At 33.3% G+C, this 16,584-nt stretch carries 19 protein-coding genes; 11 read left to right on the plus strand and 8 right to left on the minus strand.

All coding sequences use genetic code 11. From position 1 onward, the window contains the following. The first annotated feature begins 1 nt into the window (after position 1). Together O5O44_RS03095 and O5O44_RS03100 are read left to right on the plus strand one after the other, a co-directional pair. Positions 2 to 1,348 (plus strand): dihydroorotase, encoded by a 1,347-nt coding sequence (locus O5O44_RS03095; RefSeq protein ID WP_289195688.1) that lies wholly within the window; start codon positions 2 to 4, stop codon positions 1,346 to 1,348. 59 nt (positions 1,349 to 1,407) lie between these two features. Beyond that, positions 1,408 to 1,890: a DUF4296 domain-containing protein gene (locus O5O44_RS03100; protein ID WP_289195689.1), complete on the plus strand. Its 483-nt coding sequence runs from the start codon at positions 1,408 to 1,410 to the stop codon at positions 1,888 to 1,890. Here the strand turns inward: O5O44_RS03100 and O5O44_RS03105 are convergent. Beyond that, positions 1,880 to 2,884, minus strand: coding sequence for an NAD-dependent epimerase/dehydratase family protein (locus O5O44_RS03105; RefSeq protein WP_289195690.1), 1,005 nt, complete (start codon positions 2,882 to 2,884; stop codon positions 1,880 to 1,882). The two genes, O5O44_RS03100 and O5O44_RS03105, sit on opposite strands and share 11 nt — an antisense overlap. An 87-nt stretch (positions 2,885 to 2,971) precedes the next feature. Here O5O44_RS03105 and tyrS point away from each other — a divergent pair, with 87 nt between their 5' ends. Beyond that, positions 2,972 to 4,267 carry a tyrosine--tRNA ligase gene (tyrS, locus tag O5O44_RS03110; protein ID WP_289195691.1) on the plus strand — a complete coding sequence of 432 codons (1,296 nt, stop codon included), beginning with the start codon at positions 2,972 to 2,974 and terminating at the stop codon, positions 4,265 to 4,267. Between the two features lie 153 nt (positions 4,268 to 4,420). Here tyrS and O5O44_RS03115 read toward each other — a convergent pair whose 3' ends face one another. Continuing rightward, the gene (locus O5O44_RS03115; protein WP_289195692.1) at positions 4,421 to 5,401 is read right to left on the minus strand and encodes a LuxE/PaaK family acyltransferase; all 981 of its coding nucleotides are present in this window, start codon (positions 5,399 to 5,401) and stop codon (positions 4,421 to 4,423) included. Between the two features lie 141 nt (positions 5,402 to 5,542). Then, positions 5,543 to 5,884, minus strand: coding sequence for a T9SS type A sorting domain-containing protein (locus O5O44_RS03120; protein WP_289195693.1), 342 nt, complete (start codon positions 5,882 to 5,884; stop codon positions 5,543 to 5,545). A 194-nt stretch (positions 5,885 to 6,078) separates the two neighbouring features. Here O5O44_RS03120 and O5O44_RS03125 point away from each other — a divergent pair, with 194 nt between their 5' ends. Both O5O44_RS03125 and O5O44_RS03130 read left to right on the plus strand, forming a co-directional pair. After that, complete coding sequence (locus tag O5O44_RS03125; RefSeq protein ID WP_289195694.1) at positions 6,079 to 6,759, plus strand: response regulator transcription factor; 681 nt, start codon at positions 6,079 to 6,081, stop codon at positions 6,757 to 6,759. Then, positions 6,759 to 7,802 (plus strand): sensor histidine kinase, encoded by a 1,044-nt coding sequence (locus O5O44_RS03130; protein ID WP_289195695.1) that lies wholly within the window; start codon positions 6,759 to 6,761, stop codon positions 7,800 to 7,802. Before O5O44_RS03125 ends, O5O44_RS03130 begins: the two co-directional genes overlap by 1 nt. Here O5O44_RS03130 and O5O44_RS03135 read toward each other — a convergent pair. Further along, positions 7,785 to 8,834 (minus strand): glycosyltransferase, encoded by a 1,050-nt coding sequence (locus O5O44_RS03135; RefSeq protein WP_289195696.1) that lies wholly within the window; start codon positions 8,832 to 8,834, stop codon positions 7,785 to 7,787. The two genes, O5O44_RS03130 and O5O44_RS03135, sit on opposite strands and share 18 nt — an antisense overlap. A 189-nt stretch (positions 8,835 to 9,023) precedes the next feature. Here O5O44_RS03135 and trmB point away from each other — a divergent pair, with 189 nt between their 5' ends. From trmB to O5O44_RS03150, 3 genes are read left to right on the plus strand one after another with little or no spacing between them, the layout of a single operon-like run. Then, positions 9,024 to 9,698 (plus strand): tRNA (guanosine(46)-N7)-methyltransferase TrmB, encoded by a 675-nt coding sequence (trmB, locus tag O5O44_RS03140; RefSeq protein WP_289195697.1) that lies wholly within the window; start codon positions 9,024 to 9,026, stop codon positions 9,696 to 9,698. Between the two features lie 2 nt (positions 9,699 to 9,700). Further along, on the plus strand, positions 9,701 to 10,330 hold the full coding sequence (locus tag O5O44_RS03145; RefSeq protein WP_289195698.1) for a LysE family transporter: 630 nt from the start codon (positions 9,701 to 9,703) through the stop codon (positions 10,328 to 10,330). 2 nt (positions 10,331 to 10,332) lie between these two features. Next, the gene (locus tag O5O44_RS03150) at positions 10,333 to 10,662 is read left to right on the plus strand and encodes an MGMT family protein (protein WP_289195699.1); all 330 of its coding nucleotides are present in this window, start codon (positions 10,333 to 10,335) and stop codon (positions 10,660 to 10,662) included. Positions 10,663 to 10,668: 6 nt separating this feature from the next. Here O5O44_RS03150 and O5O44_RS03155 read toward each other — a convergent pair whose 3' ends face one another. Continuing rightward, positions 10,669 to 11,505 carry a hypothetical protein gene (locus O5O44_RS03155; protein WP_289195700.1) on the minus strand — a complete coding sequence of 279 codons (837 nt, stop codon included), beginning with the start codon at positions 11,503 to 11,505 and terminating at the stop codon, positions 10,669 to 10,671. Positions 11,506 to 11,785: 280 nt separating this feature from the next. Here O5O44_RS03155 and O5O44_RS03160 point away from each other — a divergent pair, with 280 nt between their 5' ends. The 3 genes from O5O44_RS03160 to O5O44_RS03170 all read left to right on the plus strand — a co-directional run bounded on the left by O5O44_RS03160 (position 11,786) and on the right by O5O44_RS03170 (position 13,697). Then, positions 11,786 to 12,922 (plus strand): Mrp/NBP35 family ATP-binding protein, encoded by a 1,137-nt coding sequence (locus O5O44_RS03160; protein ID WP_289195701.1) that lies wholly within the window; start codon positions 11,786 to 11,788, stop codon positions 12,920 to 12,922. 3 nt (positions 12,923 to 12,925) lie between these two features. After that, positions 12,926 to 13,168: a NifU family protein gene (locus tag O5O44_RS03165; RefSeq protein WP_019386081.1), complete on the plus strand. Its 243-nt coding sequence runs from the start codon at positions 12,926 to 12,928 to the stop codon at positions 13,166 to 13,168. A gap of 199 nt (positions 13,169 to 13,367) precedes the next feature. Continuing rightward, a complete protein-coding gene (locus tag O5O44_RS03170) occupies positions 13,368 to 13,697 on the plus strand; it encodes a 2Fe-2S iron-sulfur cluster-binding family protein (RefSeq protein WP_019386082.1) in 330 nt (109 codons plus the stop codon). 200 nt (positions 13,698 to 13,897) lie between these two features. On the opposite strand, the gene O5O44_RS03175 is transcribed toward O5O44_RS03170, so the two are convergent. The 3 genes from O5O44_RS03175 to O5O44_RS03185 form a co-directional block, all read right to left on the minus strand. Further along, on the minus strand, positions 13,898 to 14,692 hold the full coding sequence (locus O5O44_RS03175; RefSeq protein WP_289195702.1) for a DUF1853 family protein: 795 nt from the start codon (positions 14,690 to 14,692) through the stop codon (positions 13,898 to 13,900). A 35-nt stretch (positions 14,693 to 14,727) separates the two neighbouring features. Further along, positions 14,728 to 15,630: a metallophosphoesterase family protein gene (locus tag O5O44_RS03180; protein ID WP_289195703.1), complete on the minus strand. Its 903-nt coding sequence runs from the start codon at positions 15,628 to 15,630 to the stop codon at positions 14,728 to 14,730. Between the two features lie 145 nt (positions 15,631 to 15,775). After that, entirely contained in the window at positions 15,776 to 16,528 is a 753-nt protein-coding gene (locus tag O5O44_RS03185; protein ID WP_019386085.1) for an SGNH/GDSL hydrolase family protein, read from the minus strand. Positions 16,529 to 16,584 lie beyond the last annotated feature (56 nt).

Consider the following 16,584-nt stretch of genomic DNA (forward strand, 5'->3'; position numbering starts at 1 on the left):
TATGAGAGAGAAAATTACACTAATAAAGAATGCCAAAATAGTAAATGAAGGCACTATTTTTTCGGGTGATGTATTGATAGAAGGAGAATGCATCAAACAGGTAGCAGAATCAATTAGTCCGAAATCTGCCGATGTTAACGTCATTGATGCCGAAGGAAAATATCTTTTACCTGGAGCCATCGATGATCAAGTTCATTTTAGAGAACCGGGTTTAACTCATAAGGCAAATATTGAAACTGAATCTAGAGCAGCTATTGCAGGTGGTATTACATCTTTTATAGAAATGCCAAATACCAATCCCCAAACCACAACCATTGAAAAATTAGAAGAAAAGTTTGCCGCAGCGGCAAAAACTTCATACGCCAATTACTCGTTTATGTTTGGAGGAACTAACGATAATTTAGATGAAATTTTAAAACTCGATGTTAACCAAGTTGCTGGTTTAAAATTATTTTTAGGCTCGTCAACTGGAAATATGCTGGTAGACGACCCAAAAGTTTTAGAAAAAATTTTCAAAAGCACCTCTATGGTAATTTCTGTACATTGTGAAGATGAAGCTACCATAAAAAGTAACTTGCAGGAGCATATGGACAAGTTTGGAGACGATATTCCAATTAAGTACCATCCTATAATTAGAAGTGAAGAAGCTTGTTATTTATCATCTTCAAAAGCAATAGAATTAGCAAAAAAAACAGGGGCAAGATTGCATGTGTTTCATCTTTCAACTGGAAAAGAAACCAGTTTATTTACAAATAAAATTCCTTTGTCTGAAAAGAAAATAACTGCAGAGGTATGTATTCATCATCTTTGGTTTTCTGATGAAGATTACGACAAAAAAGGAACATTAATAAAATGGAACCCCGCGGTTAAAACGGCCAAAGACAGAGATCAATTATGGGAAGCGCTGTTAGATGATAGAATTGACGTTATTGCAACAGACCATGCGCCACATACTAAGGATGAAAAAGCAAACGTTTATACAAGTGCACCTTCTGGAGGGCCTTTAGTACAACATGCATTGCCTGCGATGTTAGAAATGTATCACAAAGAAAAGATTTCACTAGAGAAAATAGTTGAAAAAATGTGTCATAATCCGGCTATATTATTTCAAGTTGAACGTCGAGGTTATATTAAAGAAGGCTATTATGCCGATATCGTCTTAGTCGACTTAAATAACCCATGGACTGTTACTAAGGAAAACGTTTTGTATAAATGCGGATGGTCACCTTTTGAAGGAGCAACCTTTAAGTCTAGAATAACACATACCTTTTTAAATGGGAATTTGGTGTATCAAAATGCTAAATTTAGTGGTGTTAAATCAGCAAAACGATTAACTTTTAATAGATGATTTTTAAACGATATATTTTATTTATTACATTATTACTTACTGTCATATCTTGTGCAAAATTGAAAGGACCAGAAAAGCCTAAAAATTTAATTTCTAAAGATAAAATGGTGTCTGTTTTAATTGACGCTAAACTTTTAACCTCTGCTAATTCAGCAAACAAATTAGTAATGCGAGATGCGGGTGTTAATCTAAATACTTATATCTACGAAAAACATGATATTGATAGTTTGCAGTTTGCCTTAAGTAATAGTTATTACGCTTTTTATGTTGATGATTATGAGGCGATTTATAGCAAAGTCACTGATAGTTTAGAAAAATTAAAAGAAAAATTAAAAGAAATAGAAGCAGAGGAATGGAAGGCGCAAACTAAAAGAGAAGCAGATAGTTTAGCGAAAGTTTTAAAAGAAAAGGAACTGCAATCACCTAAAAATAAAGATTCATTAGGAACTATAATTTTAAGAGATTCCTTGCAGATTGATGATGAGTTGCTTGAAAAAAGTATTGAAGAAATTGAAGATTTAATAGAACCAATTACTGATTAAGAAACTGGCTGCCAATTTTACGAATAGTTTGATTAACCGCCTTAAATTCAAGATTTAAGGTGGTTTTTATTTTATCATTGTTATAATTAGTTTCTGTAGTTAACGACTTTACAATATGTTTTGTGAGTTCCCTTCTTTTACCTGTTATTTTGTGTGTTAACCAATCAAATTTCCATGCTATATTTAAAAGTATACTTCCAGCCATTTTTTTAGGTAGTTTAGCGTTAACAGATTTAGCTAAAGATTGTATAAAATCTTTGTAAGTCCAATTTTCAGCAACTAAAACAAAGCGCTCGTTAATAATATCACTCTGCATCAATTGTATCATAACATTTATAACATCATCAACAGAAATTAAAGCAACGGTTCCAGATGTGTAAAATCTCATGCCATGTTTTGCTTTCTTAAACAAACTTCCTGTGCCATAACGCCAAATTCCTGCACCTAAAATAACACCCGGATTAACAATAACAGCATCTAGCCCTTCTTGAGTGCCTCGCCAAACTTCCATTTCTGCACCATATTTGGTTATGGCGTAAACACTATGGTCGTCTTCTGGGTTCCAAATGGTTTTTTCAGAGATGGGGTCATTGTTAATAGTATGCCCAATGGCAGCAATAGAACTCACATAGCAAAGTTTTGATATATTGTGAGCTAATGATAGGTTAACAATATTCGCAGTTCCTTCAATATTGGTTTTCCTAAGTAGATGGTATTTATCGGGCTCAAAAGAAACAAAAGCCGCACAATGATATACTTTAGTTACATTTATAAAGGCATCAGTAAGCGCTGGAATATCTAAAATATCGGCTTGTATCCATTCAATTTTATCAAATAAGGTTTTGTAATCTTCAGTATAACAAGAGAATACATTTTTAGTGTTATCAAGTTTTCGTTCATTTCTAAAAATGGCTCGTACGTTTTCGTTGTTAGAAATGAGCTTGTATAGTAAATGCGCCCCAACTAATCCTGTTCCTCCTGTTACTAAAATCATGCAACTAAATTAAAGAATTATTCAGAATACATAAGGAATTATACCTGTATTTTTATCTTTGCATAGTTTTGTAAAAATTAAAGAAGCATGATAAAGAATTTTGTTGAAGAATTAACTTGGAGAGGCATGATACATACTGTTATGCCAGGGGCTGAAGAACATTTAAAGGAAAGTATGCGAAGTGCATACGTGGGTTTTGATCCTACTGCAGATTCTTTACACATTGGGAATTTAGTACCTATTATGCTTTTGGCGCATTATCAGCGATGTGGACATAAGCCAGTGGCTTTAGTGGGTGGAGCAACCGGGATGATAGGAGATCCATCGGGGAAATCTAACGAACGTAATTTGTTAGATGAAAAAACACTTCGACATAACCAAGAGGCAATAAAGGCTCAGTTGGCTCATTTTCTTGATTTTGAAAGCAATGAAGCCAATGCGGCAGAACTTGTGAATAATTACGATTGGATGAAAAACTTTTCTTTTCTTGAATTTATTCGCGATGTTGGTAAGCATATTACTGTTAACTATATGATGGCTAAAGATTCTGTAAAAAATAGAATTTCATCTGATGCTTCAGAAGGCATGAGTTTCACTGAGTTTACCTATCAACTTGTTCAAGGTTACGATTTTTTGCATTTATTCCGTGAAAGCGATTGTTCTATTCAAATGGGTGGAAGCGACCAGTGGGGAAATATTACTACTGGAACCGAATTAATAAGAAGAATTGCTGGTGGAAAAGGATTTGCAATTACTTGTCCGTTAATTACTAAATCTGATGGTTCAAAGTTTGGAAAATCTGAAGGCGGCAATGTTTGGTTAGATGCTAACAGAACATCTCCCTATAAGTTTTACCAATATTGGTTAAATTCTAGTGATGAAGATGCCGAAAAATACATTAAAATATTCACCTTTTTAACTGAAGAGGAAATAAACGGATTAATCGAAGAGCACCAAGAAGCACCTCATTTAAGAGTTTTACAAAAACGTTTAGCAGAAGAAATTACTGTTATGGTACATTCTAAAGATGATTTAGATAATGCCATTAAAGCAAGTAATATATTGTTTGGAAAATCTACTAGCGAAGATTTAAAAGCCTTGAACGAAACAACATTTTTAGATGTTTTTGATGGTGTGCCACAAACTCAAATTGAAACCTCTGCAATTGAAAACGGATTAGATATTATAGCGGCTTTAGCAGAAAAAGGAGGGTTTTTGAAATCTAACGGTGAAGCTAGAAGAGCATTAAAAGAAAATTCTATTTCTGTAAATAAAGAGAAAGTTAAAGAAGATTATACGATTACTTCCAAAGACTTAATTAATAACAAGTTTGTGCTTCTACAGCGCGGAAAGAAAAACTATTTTGTGTTACAAATAGTTTAAAAAAATAAAGCCTGAGTGAGAACCCAGGCTTTAATACTAACCAATCAACTAAAAACTAATTTTTCTTTATTCTTAGCTGAGAGTTTTGTCGTGATTTATTTTAAAAACTTACACTAACTTGTATTTTTTTTGAATGAATATATGCTATTGAGTTTATAGAACCATAAGGTTGCAACCTCGAATATCTGAGTTGTCGAAACGTCCTATCACTTCAAAAGATCCATCAAGATTCGTTTTTCCTAAATCTTGTGTCGCGATAAATGCGCAAGAATTCACATTTGCTAAGTCAACAATATTAAGTCCTCCTGTTTTCCCAGATTCTTGAATGGTTAACGCATCTTCAGTATCGCGTGTTAGAACTTTCATCCATGGTGGACATGTAAAAACACCTTCACCTTTTGAATAGGCCTGACTTAAAAGTTCTGTCATGCCATATTCACTATGTATTTGTGCAACACCAAATCCTTTTTTTAGTATGTTGTGTAACTCGGTTCTAATTATTTCTTTTCGTCTACCTTTCATACCGCCAGTTTCCATAACGATAGTGTTTTTTAAATTAAATTGATGGGTTTCAACCAAATCTAGCAAAGCAAAAGAAACCCCAATGAGTAATACTTTTTTGCCTTCAGAATCTACTTTTGTTAAAGTGTCTTTTAATTCCGAAAGGTTATTTAAATAAAAACCACTTTCTGGATGATTGGATATTTTAATCATGCTATCAACCATATAAACCAATGACGATCCTTCGCGTTCTAAATAAGAAGGCAGTAACCCTAAAACAACATAATCTTCAATTTTACCATAAAAGTGTTCAAACCCTTTAGTGAAGCTTTGTTCGTAGATACTTAAATCGGTAATATGATGTTTGCTTGTTTCACTTCCAGTAGTTCCAGAACTTGTGAATGTAATTTTTACAGGTTTTTTAGAACTCAAAACTTCACGTGTTTTAAAAAACTGAATAGGTAAAAATGGAATATCTAGTATGGTTTTTACTTCACTAGGGTGCTTATATAGTAAATCGCAAAAAGAACGATAAACGCGATTGTTTTCAAATTGATGTTTGAATATTTGTATTGCCAATTGTTCAAATTCAAAGGAGCTTTTAATATTAAAAATGGAATGGTTGTCTATCATTAACTAATGTTCAGTGCTATTGAAATCTGGCTACAATTATTAAATCGTGTTTACAAAAGTAGATAAAATAAAAAAGCGCAACCAAATAGGTAACGCTTTATTCTTTATTTAAAGAACCTGATTATTTATTAATCATATTCTTTACTTTATCACTAATTTCCGAGTCTCACTAATATCACTTTCGGTAATTTTTAAAATGTAAACTCCTTTTCTTAAATTAGAAATATTTAATTCTCTTCCAGTTAAAACCGTAGCAAAAATTCGCTTTCCTAAAACATCAAATATCTCAATGTCTTTAATTAAGCTCAATTTTGAAGCTATACTAATAACTGATTTTTCTTTATTTACTGGATTAGGGTAAATAGATAATCCTTCAATAATAGGTTGCGTAGAGGGATTCTTAACAGCGCTTTGGGCACCCACGTTATGGGATGAAAAACATGTTAAGGCAACGAATAACAATAAATAGTAAACGTTTTTCATACACTCTGATTTGGTTTTATAAAGTTAATAAAATACTACAAAAGTGATGCCAAATTACTGTTAAAGATTAGCGTAATTGGTCGAAAGATTAAATTCAAGTGAAGTGAGTGTTACCTTAATGTTATTAATTTTGGATTTTTATTTAAATTGTGCTTTTAGTTTTATCTTTACTTCATAAAACATTTCTAACGTTGATGAAAAAAAAGGATATTAAAATTTTATTGGTTGATGATGAACCAGATATCTTGGAAATTGTTGGTTACAATTTATCTAATGAAGGCTACCAAGTTATTACTGCAGAGAACGGGCTAGAAGGTGTTAAGAAAGCTAAAAAAGAATTACCGCATTTAATTATACTAGATGTTATGATGCCTGAAATGGATGGTATTGAAGCTTGCGAAAACATCAGGAAAATTCCAGATTTAGAAAATTCAATAATTACATTTTTAACAGCAAGAGGTGAAGATTACTCTCAAGTTGCTGGTTTTGATGCTGGCGCTGATGATTATATCACAAAACCAATAAAGCCTAAAGTATTAGTTAGTAAAGTAAAAGCGCTTTTAAGACGCTTTAAAGAAGACGATGCAGCAGACACCGTAAAAATAGGAAACTTGGTAATTAACCGTGATGAGTATAAAATAATATCAAAAGGGAAAGAATTAATTTTACCTAGAAAAGAATTTGAATTATTATCTTTATTGGCATCTAAACCGGGAAAAGTATTTAAAAGAAATGAAATACTTGACGCCGTTTGGGGTAATGAAGTTATAGTTGGTGGTAGAACCATTGATGTACATATTAGAAAACTTCGAGAAAAATTAGGCGATAATAGCTTTAAAACCATAAAAGGTGTAGGCTACAAGTTTGTAGATTAATGCAAGCAAAATTTAAAAAATCATATCGATTTGCTGTTCGTACGGCATTTTATATCACGCTATACACAACACTCTTACTGAGTGTTTTTTTGTATTACCTTGATATTTTACTATGGTATTACCCAATATTGTTCGCCATTTGCATTTATTTATTTTCGTTTATAATTATTCAATTTAGTGTAGAACGATTTATTTATAAACGCGTAAAAAAAATCTACGACGATTTAACACTTCTGGAAACGGCAAGTTTCTCCAAAGGTCCCATAACGACCGACATGAAAACCTTAACAGAAGAAATTGATAAATTCGCTAAAGACAAAAAGATTGAAATTGAAACCTTAAAAGTAAGAGAAGAGTATAGAAAAGAATTTTTAGGTAATGTTTCTCACGAATTAAAAACGCCATTATTTACAGTACAAGGTTATATTTTAACCTTACTTGATGGTGCTATGGATGATAAAAATATTAGAGAAAAATACTTAGAAAGAGCTAGTAAAGGTATCGAGAGGTTAGGTTATATAATTAAAGATTTAGACATGATTACCAAACTAGAAGTTGGCGATTTAAGTTTAAATATGAGTGTTTTTAACATTGTAGAATTGGTGAAAAATGTGTTCGATATGTTAGAAATGAAAGCTAATAAGAAAAAAATAACTTTAACTTTCGATAGAGACTACCCTAAACCCATACTCGTTAGAGCAGATAAGGAACGTATTCAACAAGTCATCGTAAATTTAATAGTAAACTCTATAAAATACGGAAGCGAAAAAGGCACTACAGAAGTCAGTATTGAAAACCTTATTAAAAACAAAGTAATAGTTCGTGTTACCGACAATGGCGAAGGTATTGCAAAGGTACATATACCGCGCCTTTTTGAGCGTTTTTTCCGTGTTGACAAAAGTGGCTCAAGAAAAGAAGGTGGTTCTGGTCTTGGACTTTCAATTGTTAAGCATATAATTGAAGCGCATCAAGAAAAAATTTATGTAGAAAGTGAATTTGGAGTGGGTAGCGAGTTCTCTTTTACTTTAGAAAAGGCTGAATAAATCTTTAAAATCGACTTCAAAATCATACGCTTTTAAACCTCTAAAGGCTTCGACTTCATTCAACTTTTCAATTTTAAATTCGTCTTGATGGCAACTTGGTGCTATCTGCATTTCGCTGAGTCGTTTTGCTAAATATTCTTGTTCAAACTGTCCTGGTGTTGGTATAAAAAAAGCTTTCTTATTCAGTTTCGTCAAATCCATAATCGTCGTGTAACCCGATCTAGATAATACCAGAGCACTCTCCTTCATTGTTTTTTCTAATAAGTTAGAAGTCATGAAGTTATAGATAGTTAAGTGTCCTTGCACTTGTTTAGTTTGTTCTTTCTCTATCACTCCTTTAACAAAAACAACATCCCCAGAATAGCTTTTTAACGCTTCAAGCAATTTGGTCTCGAGAAAAGAGCGTTGCGGTTCAGGTCCGGAGAGTAAAACCAATAAATCGTGTTTTATATCAGTATCACTTTTGGTAAATCTACTTAAGGGTCCAATATATTTCAAATTAACATCAAACCCTTTTACGTGCCCCAATATTCCGCTTAAATTAACCTCCTCGTTTTCAACATCAGGCACCCAGCAAGTGTTAAATTTCTTTATTATTTCTTTGTGCATTTTTGTACTCAACCAAGTGGTGTTTCCACTTAAAACTTGCAATTGGTGTGTTATGAATACAGAAGGTACCTTTTTACTTCTTACGCCCAATCTGTTATCAGAAATTATTCCAGCAATATCATTATGTTTTAAAATAGACTCAACAGCTTCTTTTTCAGCTTTTATCGCCTTTAAAATTTTTGGTAAATCTTTCAGTAACTTTAATTTAAACAGTTTACCGTTTTTACTATATGAAATGTTGTACGTTGGCAACTCAATGGTTGGTAGGTTAGGAAATTCTTTACTTAATAATGCCAATGAATCTCCATCGCTTGCAATAATTGGTGCAAACCCTTCTTGCAGCAATGCATTTATAATAGGAATACAACGCGTAGCATGTCCAAGTCCCCAATTTAACGGCGCCACCAAAATTCTTTTTTTCATTTCAAATAATTATGGCGTGTCCACAAGGGTCGGGCTTTTGGCAGTCTCTTGATATTCATCGGGATGCAACAAATGTCTCAATCCCTCACGCACTTTTTTGCTAAATTCAAAGATAAGATATTAAGGCTCTCGTATATTTCCTTAATTTTACCGAATTAAAAGTAATAAATAAGAAATAGTTAATAAACTTTGGGAAGCAAAAACAAACTCAGACGATTTAAAGAAAACGAAACATTTTCCAATGTATTTCAACCAACTAGAGACGCGTTGGTTAATGCAAATTTTAATTTAAAAGGCAACTGGAGAGCAGAAGTTTTTAAAAACAACAATCCTTTAGTTTTAGAATTAGGATGTGGTAAAGGTGAATATTCGGTAGCATTAGCTCAAAAATATCCAGATAAAAATTTTATTGGTATAGATATTAAAGGTGCCCGTTTTTGGCGCGGAGCAAAAACAGCTTTAGAAGATAACATTCCAAACGTAGCCTTTTTAAGAACACAGATAGAACTTATAGACCATGCGTTTGCAGAAAACGAAGTCGATGAAATCTGGATTACATTCCCAGACCCGCAAATAAAATATAAGCGAACCAAACACCGCATGACTAATTTGGCGTTTTTACAACGGTACAAACAAATATTAAAACCAGAAGGCGAAGTGAATTTGAAAACCGATAGCGAATTTATGCACGGTTATACACTTGGTTTATTGCATGGTGCAGGACACGAGGTTATTTATGCAAACCACAATGTTTATAAACAAGAAGGAAGTCCTGAAGAAGTGACTAGTATTCAAACTTTTTACGAATCGCAGTACTTAGAACAAAATAAACCAATAACTTACATTAAGTTTAAAATTAAATAATCGTGAACATAACCTTTATCTTCTTTTTGGGTTTATTTTTTGCAATGATTGGTGTTATTCCGCCAGGGTTATTAAATATGAATGCTGCAAAAATTAGCTTAAAAGAAGGACATGTTCGAGGTATTGTATTCTCAATTGGTGTTTGTGTTATTGTTTTTGCTCAAACGTATTTAGCAAGTATTTTTGCACGTTATTTAAGCAAGCATCCAGAAGTAATCGGTATTCTAAGAAGTGTAGCTTTAGTTATTTTTATACTCATCACCATTTATTTTTTATTCATTGCAAAATCAGCTCCAAAACAGCAAATAGATCCTAAAACTAAGAGTAAGCAAAGTCGATTTTTTCAAGGTATGTTGTTGTCGGCAATTAATGTATTTCCTATTCCTTATCAGGCGTATATGACTATTACTTTGGCTTCTTTTGGTTGGATGACTTTCGAAAAAACAAGCATCCTTTCATATGTAATAGGAGCTACTACAGGAACGTTTGTAACCCTTTATATGTACATTTTTTTCTTCGATAAAATCAAAGAGAAGCCGTTTACGTCTCAGAAAAACATGAACCGAATTATTGGAGGTATTACAGGCATTATTTCAATTGTAACCTTAATTAATATCATTCAAGATTTTTAAAAATGCAACCAGATACGCTTTCTTTTTTTGATAAAGTTTACGACGTAGCAAAACAAGTTCCGATGGGTCGAGTTACAAGTTATGGTGCCATTGCTAAATATTTGGGTGCTGCAAAAAGCGCAAGAATGGTTGGGTATGCCATGAATGGTTCACATGGAAAAGATGTGCCAGCACACCGTGTTGTTAATAGAAACGGACTCTTAACAGGTAAGCATCATTTTGAAGGTACAAATTTAATGCAACAGCTTTTAGAAAATGAGGGTGTTGAGGTTATCGAGAACCAAGTGCAAAATTTTGAAAAGGTATTTTGGGATCCTTCAAAAGAGCTGTAAATTCTCCTAGAAAAAAATGCCAGCGCCCAAAACGAGTGTAGAAAAATTCTGGTTACCAATTCTTATATGCTCATAACCCCCAGTTACTTTATAATTTTTTAAATGATAGTTTAATAAACCATCAAACTTATTTACTGTTTCTCCGTTAATAAGCGATTGATTAAAAATGGCTTCTAAGCTTAATGGTCTTGCAAAAAATAATTCGGCTCCCAGTCCATAAGTAAAACCAAAATCATTTACGTCGCCGTCAATATAAGAAGCACCTAATCCCCACCATAAATTAAATTTTTCAGTGCGTACACGATAGTATTTGGCAAGCGCAGTATACATGGCTAGATTGTCCGTACCAAAATAAGGATTCTTTTCCCAGAGTTGGAGATAATTAGCCTCAAAACCAAACCGTTTTAAAAACCGAGTATCTAAGTTCAAATGTGTGCCATTGATTCTGCTGTTCTCAGAAATGTATCTTGCGGAGAAAGTGGTTCTTATAATGGGAGTGTCCTCGTTCCATTCATAGGTATATTGTCCTTGCGTAGAGTTGTTGTATGGAAATTTGCTGACAAACGCATAACTTCCACTGTTATTGGTCTCAAAGGGACTTTCAAAGGCAATACCATAAACAGTATAAGCAAATATTTGAATAAACAATTCACCAAAAACATCAGCAAAAAAATTACCATTTGAAGAAGAATCGTTGTTATTAAAATATGTTATGTTATTTTCAGATTCCGAGACGGATTCGGTATTGTTATTTAAACTCTCTTCGGCTTTTTTAATTTTACTTTGCGCGATACTTCCTTGAGTTAAAAACAAAATAAATACGAAAAAAAGTACTGTTTTCATAACGGGTTAGTATCAGGTTTCTAACAGACATAGTCACACAAATTATACCAAATATGATATCATTACAGTAAATAATAAAAACAATAATAAACACCAATATGGTTATAGCTAAAAGTTCTTATCGAGTGCTTCTGTCTTCTATGATTATTACTTATCTTTGCCTTTAGAATGATTCTTAATTAGAATCAATTCAAAGTTCAAAAAAATTGAATTAATCGATGATAATTGAATGCATCAGGATGTTTTATCAGGATTTTTTCAAACAGATTTCAAAGTAAATATGAAGTTAGATAAAAAAGATATTTATAAGGCGCTTGAAAGTATTACAGTTCCTGGAGAAGGACAAAATATGGTGGAAAGCGGTGCCGTAAAAAATGTAGTTACTTTTGGTGATGAGGTAATTGTTGATATTACAATAAAAAACCCGAGCTTACAGGCCAAAAAACGTACGGAAGTTGATATCCTGAAAACCATTCACGAAAAAGTATACGAGAAAGCTAAGATAACTGTGAATGTCAAAGTTGAAGCGCCCGAAAAGCCCAAGGCTAATGTGATTAAAGGAAAACCTATTCCTGGAATTCAGAACATAGTAGCTGTAGCATCGGGTAAGGGTGGAGTTGGAAAATCTACAGTTACGGCAAATTTAGCGGTAACTCTAGCAAAAATGGGCTTTAAAGTTGGGGTTTTGGATGCCGACATCTATGGGCCATCAATTCCTATAATGTTTGATGTGCAAACTGAAAAACCACTAGCAGTAAACATTGAAGGGAAATCTAAAATGAAGCCTATTGAGAATTACGGCGTAAAAGTATTGTCTATTGGATTTTTTACACAACCAGATCAAGCCGTAGTTTGGCGAGGGCCAATGGCGGCTAAAGCACTAAATCAAATGATTTTTGACGCACATTGGGGCGAGCTGGATTTCTTGCTTTTAGATTTACCTCCAGGAACAGGCGATATTCATTTAAGCATCATGCAATCATTACCAATCACAGGGGCAGTTGTAGTGAGTACACCACAAAATGTGGCATTGGCCGATGCTAAAAAAGGCGTAGCTATGTTTCAGCAAGAAAGTATAAATGTGCCGGTATTAGGAATAATTGAAAATATGGCATATTTTACACCTGCCGAATTACCAGATAATAAATATTTTATATTCGGAAAAGAAGGTGCTAAAAATCTAGCCGAAGATTTAAATGTACCATTTTTGGGAGAAATTCCTTTGGTACAAAGTATAAGAGAAGCGGGCGATGTTGGTAGGCCAGCAGCTTTACAAACGGCAACACCTCTAGAACAAGCATTCGAGAAATTAACTCAAAATGTTGTTCAAGAAGTCGTACGTAGAAATGATGATTTACCACCAACCGAAGCAATAAAAATTACAACAATGGCTGGTTGTTCAGCAGTTAAAAAATAAATTATGACTTCAGAAGAGCTAAAATTAAATGTTGAAAAAGCCTTAGACGAAATTCGCCCATTTTTGCAAAGTGATGGCGGCGATATTTCTTTATTATCTATAGAAAACGATAATTTGGTTAAAGTACAACTTCAAGGAGCTTGTGTGGGTTGTAGTGTCAATCAAATGACGCTAAAATCTGGAGTAGAAATGACTATAAAAAAGTACGCTCCACAAATTGAACAAGTTATAAATATTGAAGTATAGCATAAAGTACTGCTTTAATTTCAACTAAAGCATCTTTATACTGAAAAAGGAATCGTTAAAATTATATAATTTTAACGATTCCTTATTTATTTAAATATCAACATAATTTAGCAAATAAAAAGCGTAAAAATAAAACCTCAAATACTAAATTTGTGGCACGAATTATGACATGCTTTAAGCAGAATTACAAAATTTAGCAATGGAAGACGTAAACATTAAAATAACAGACAGAGACGGAGTAACGCACGAGATAGTAGCACCAACAGACATGGCCATGAATCTTATGGAAGTGGTAAGGTCTTACGAACTTGCGCCCGAAGGCACTATTGGTGTTTGCGGGGGTATGGCTATGTGCGCCTCATGCCAATGTTACGTGTTAAGCGAAACGCCATTGCCAGAAATGAGCGACGATGAAGAAGCTATGCTTTCCGAAGCTTTCGATGTGCAAGAAAACAGTCGGTTAGGTTGCCAAATCCAAATCACACCAGAAATGGAAGGGCTAGAAGTAGAATTGGCTCCAGAAAGCTAATATTCCTGAGGAGGCAGTAATCTCATCAAAATAAATTTATTAAGCTAATTTTTTAGGGCGCCTGCCTGTCGGTAGGCAGGTTACCACGAGGGTCGGGCTTTCCGTTACAATCTTTTTGCTCGTGCCTCACAAAAAGGATTTTCACTGCAATCCCTAACGCGGGCTTCTCCCCTAAGAGTCATCACCCAATCAACATGCAGTTACCACCACACAAAAAACAATTTCTTTATTTCCCCAGATTTAAATTTTATCCAAAACAAAGCTGATATTTTTTTAGAATTATAATCTTCAATTTTTGTTTTAAACTCATCAAAATTTAACCACTTTACTTGAGTGTGAGGTACAATCAACCAATCTTTTTTACTAGGAATAAAAAATTTACACCCTTCAAATTGTTGTAATTCATTTAACTTAATAAAAAATCCAACTACACAACCTGGGTTTAAAAGCTGGAGCTGAATATCTTGTTTATTATAGGGCAAAAATAATTGCGCTTTAAAATAAACTTCTTGTCTTATATTTTCGGCCACTAAATGATAGGTGTTCAAGTAAGGTTTACAAGCCTCAGAATAAAGTAAAGGCAACTGTTTTTCTTTTAATTTAGTAAGTTTTTCTAATAAGCTATCCTTTCTATTAGGGCCAATAAAATGCTCAATTTCGTTATTTCCAACAGTGGCATCATACACATAAAATTTATAAATAATTTCAAGATGTATGGGCTTATTATCTTTTAGGAGTAAGCAATCTAATTCGCCTAAAGTGGTTTTGTCTTCTTGAATTTGAATGTTTTCAGCCAAAAGAGAAATGTTACTGTGTTGCGAGAGTTCGCAAGTAACTAAACGTTCAACATATTTTCCGAGGCGTAAACGCTCATCAACAATAACGTCGATACTAGTAGATTTTGAAGAAATTTTAAACGGATTTAGATCAAAAACCTGAGTATTCACTAATAAACTAGGTGTTTTTAAAAAACCTTCGAATCTTTTTTGATGCATAATTTTATTCCTGAAATAATTAGGAATCTATTTTTTTATTCAGTCTTATAATCGATTAATTTTCTCGGACCTTCAAGTAAAACTCTAACTATTTGTAAAGTCCCATCATCTCTTGTTGCAATTTGCCACTTAATCAAAGAAATGGCACCATTTTCAATTTCAATACCTGTGATACTTCTTGGGTGAACGCAACTGCCATCATTAAAAAAAGCAATATCTCCAGGCTCCGGAAATCGTGGTCTGTGAGTGTGCCCAACAATGGTCATTAAATTGCTGTTGTCGCTAATCCATTTTTTAGTTCTGCGCTCCACCTTAATCAATTCCTTGTAGTTTTTTGCAGGACTTGTAGGATCTGCAATACCCATAACATTTAAAGGTTTCCATAATACGCGTACCATAAAACGACTCCATTTCCAAAACAGAAAATTCCACCAATCGGCTTGATGTCCATGCGTTAAAAACAGTTCTTGCCCCGTCATGCAGTGTTTTAATACAATGCCTTCATGGTATTTTATGTCCCCAAAAAGCTCCACGTCTTCACCTACTTTTGGATCAAAATAGGTGGATAAATTTTTCTTCACATAAGCCTCATTTCTATAAACCATATCGTGGTTTCCCCATATCATATGTAATCGTTTTTCCTTATGAAACAGTTTCATAAGCATATACACATTTTTATGAGCATCTAAAATAGAACTGAATGATAGATTTTCCCAAAGTTCGTCGCCATCTCCTAGTTCGCAATATTGAAATCCTTCAGCGTAATAGTGTTTTAAAGCATGAAAGTAGATGTTTCTGTTGTTTGCAAAATCATCGGCAAAACTATTATCACCACGGTGGCAATCACTAAATAGGATAAATTTACTATCGTCATCAAAATCAATAACCTTAGCATTATTATAAGCGTTATCTAATCGTTTTTTGGATGAAACATTCATAACTAAATATGTGATTTTAGGAAAATGATTTAATGAATGTTACATGTGACACTTGAATATAAATATTAATACACACATGTAAACATGTAGTAAATGTAAACAAAAATGTGTTTTAAATAGAAGCCGCTTTTTAAGTTTACTTTAATCAGTTAAGTTTTTTTATTGCTAAAGGTAGAAGTCTATCAACAAATTTAGAATAAGCCAATTCAGAAGGATGTAGGCCATCAAACGTCACAAGAGCAGGATTTACTAAGCCTTGTCTCGTAATATCTGTGATGTAGAGGTAGCTAATGTTATTTTGCATGCAATAGTTTTCTGCATAATTGTTGTATTTATCTATATCATTAGAAATAAGCGTATTGCCTTGACCTAATGGCGTATACGCATAATCTGGAATTGAAATAACTATAACTTGACTTTTGTCTCCATTAGCTTTTGCAATAGCATTATTAACAAGTAATGGAAATTCTTTTTCGTAAAGCGAAAAAGGTTTGCGCTGATATTGGTTATTAACACCAATTAAGAGTGTTACCAAATCATATTCGTTAGAAGAACTGTCGGTATTAATTGCATCAATTAAATTGGTAGTTGTCCATCTGCTTTGAGCAATGATTTTAAGCTGTGTCACACTTGACTCAATTCTTAATCTTAATTGGCTTTTTAATTGCTCGGGGAAACTACAACTGGGACATACGTTCGTACCATACGTATAGCTATCACCTAAAGACAAAATTTTTACAATGCTGCTTTCAGGTACATTGGTTTCTTCTTCAGTTGGTTCACTACTGGTATTGATTGAAGTGCTTTCAGTAATTGGTAATACTTCATAATCACTTGAGCACCCAAAAAGCCAAAAAACACTAAAACTTATACAGATGAGGTATAATTTTAATTTCATTTTTTTCTTTTAAAGATACGATTTTGAAATTGAAAAAGAATTTCATTTAAAAAAAG

The organism is Algibacter luteus (assembly GCF_030344935.1).
Taxonomy (GTDB): Bacteria; Bacteroidota; Bacteroidia; order Flavobacteriales; family Flavobacteriaceae; genus Arenitalea; species Arenitalea lutea.

Coding starts and splice junctions, on each gene's coding strand:
- O5O44_RS03095 (WP_289195688.1), top strand. CDS start 2: ATGAGAGAGAAAATTACACTAATAAAGAATGCCAAAATAGTAAATGAA.
- O5O44_RS03105 (WP_289195690.1), bottom strand. CDS start 2,884: ATGATTTTAGTAACAGGAGGAACAGGATTAGTTGGGGCGCATTTACTA.
- tyrS (WP_289195691.1), top strand. CDS start 2,972: ATGATAAAGAATTTTGTTGAAGAATTAACTTGGAGAGGCATGATACAT.
- O5O44_RS03115 (WP_289195692.1), bottom strand. CDS start 5,401: ATGATAGACAACCATTCCATTTTTAATATTAAAAGCTCCTTTGAATTT.
- O5O44_RS03120 (WP_289195693.1), bottom strand. CDS start 5,884: ATGAAAAACGTTTACTATTTATTGTTATTCGTTGCCTTAACATGTTTT.
- O5O44_RS03125 (WP_289195694.1), top strand. CDS start 6,079: ATGAAAAAAAAGGATATTAAAATTTTATTGGTTGATGATGAACCAGAT.
- O5O44_RS03130 (WP_289195695.1), top strand. CDS start 6,759: ATGCAAGCAAAATTTAAAAAATCATATCGATTTGCTGTTCGTACGGCA.
- O5O44_RS03135 (WP_289195696.1), bottom strand. CDS start 8,834: ATGAAAAAAAGAATTTTGGTGGCGCCGTTAAATTGGGGACTTGGACAT.
- O5O44_RS03150 (WP_289195699.1), top strand. CDS start 10,333: ATGCAACCAGATACGCTTTCTTTTTTTGATAAAGTTTACGACGTAGCA.
- O5O44_RS03155 (WP_289195700.1), bottom strand. CDS start 11,505: ATGAAAACAGTACTTTTTTTCGTATTTATTTTGTTTTTAACTCAAGGA.
- O5O44_RS03160 (WP_289195701.1), top strand. CDS start 11,786: ATGAAGTTAGATAAAAAAGATATTTATAAGGCGCTTGAAAGTATTACA.
- O5O44_RS03165 (WP_019386081.1), top strand. CDS start 12,926: ATGACTTCAGAAGAGCTAAAATTAAATGTTGAAAAAGCCTTAGACGAA.
- O5O44_RS03170 (WP_019386082.1), top strand. CDS start 13,368: ATGGAAGACGTAAACATTAAAATAACAGACAGAGACGGAGTAACGCAC.
- O5O44_RS03175 (WP_289195702.1), bottom strand. CDS start 14,692: ATGCATCAAAAAAGATTCGAAGGTTTTTTAAAAACACCTAGTTTATTA.
- O5O44_RS03180 (WP_289195703.1), bottom strand. CDS start 15,630: ATGAATGTTTCATCCAAAAAACGATTAGATAACGCTTATAATAATGCT.
- O5O44_RS03185 (WP_019386085.1), bottom strand. CDS start 16,528: ATGAAATTAAAATTATACCTCATCTGTATAAGTTTTAGTGTTTTTTGG.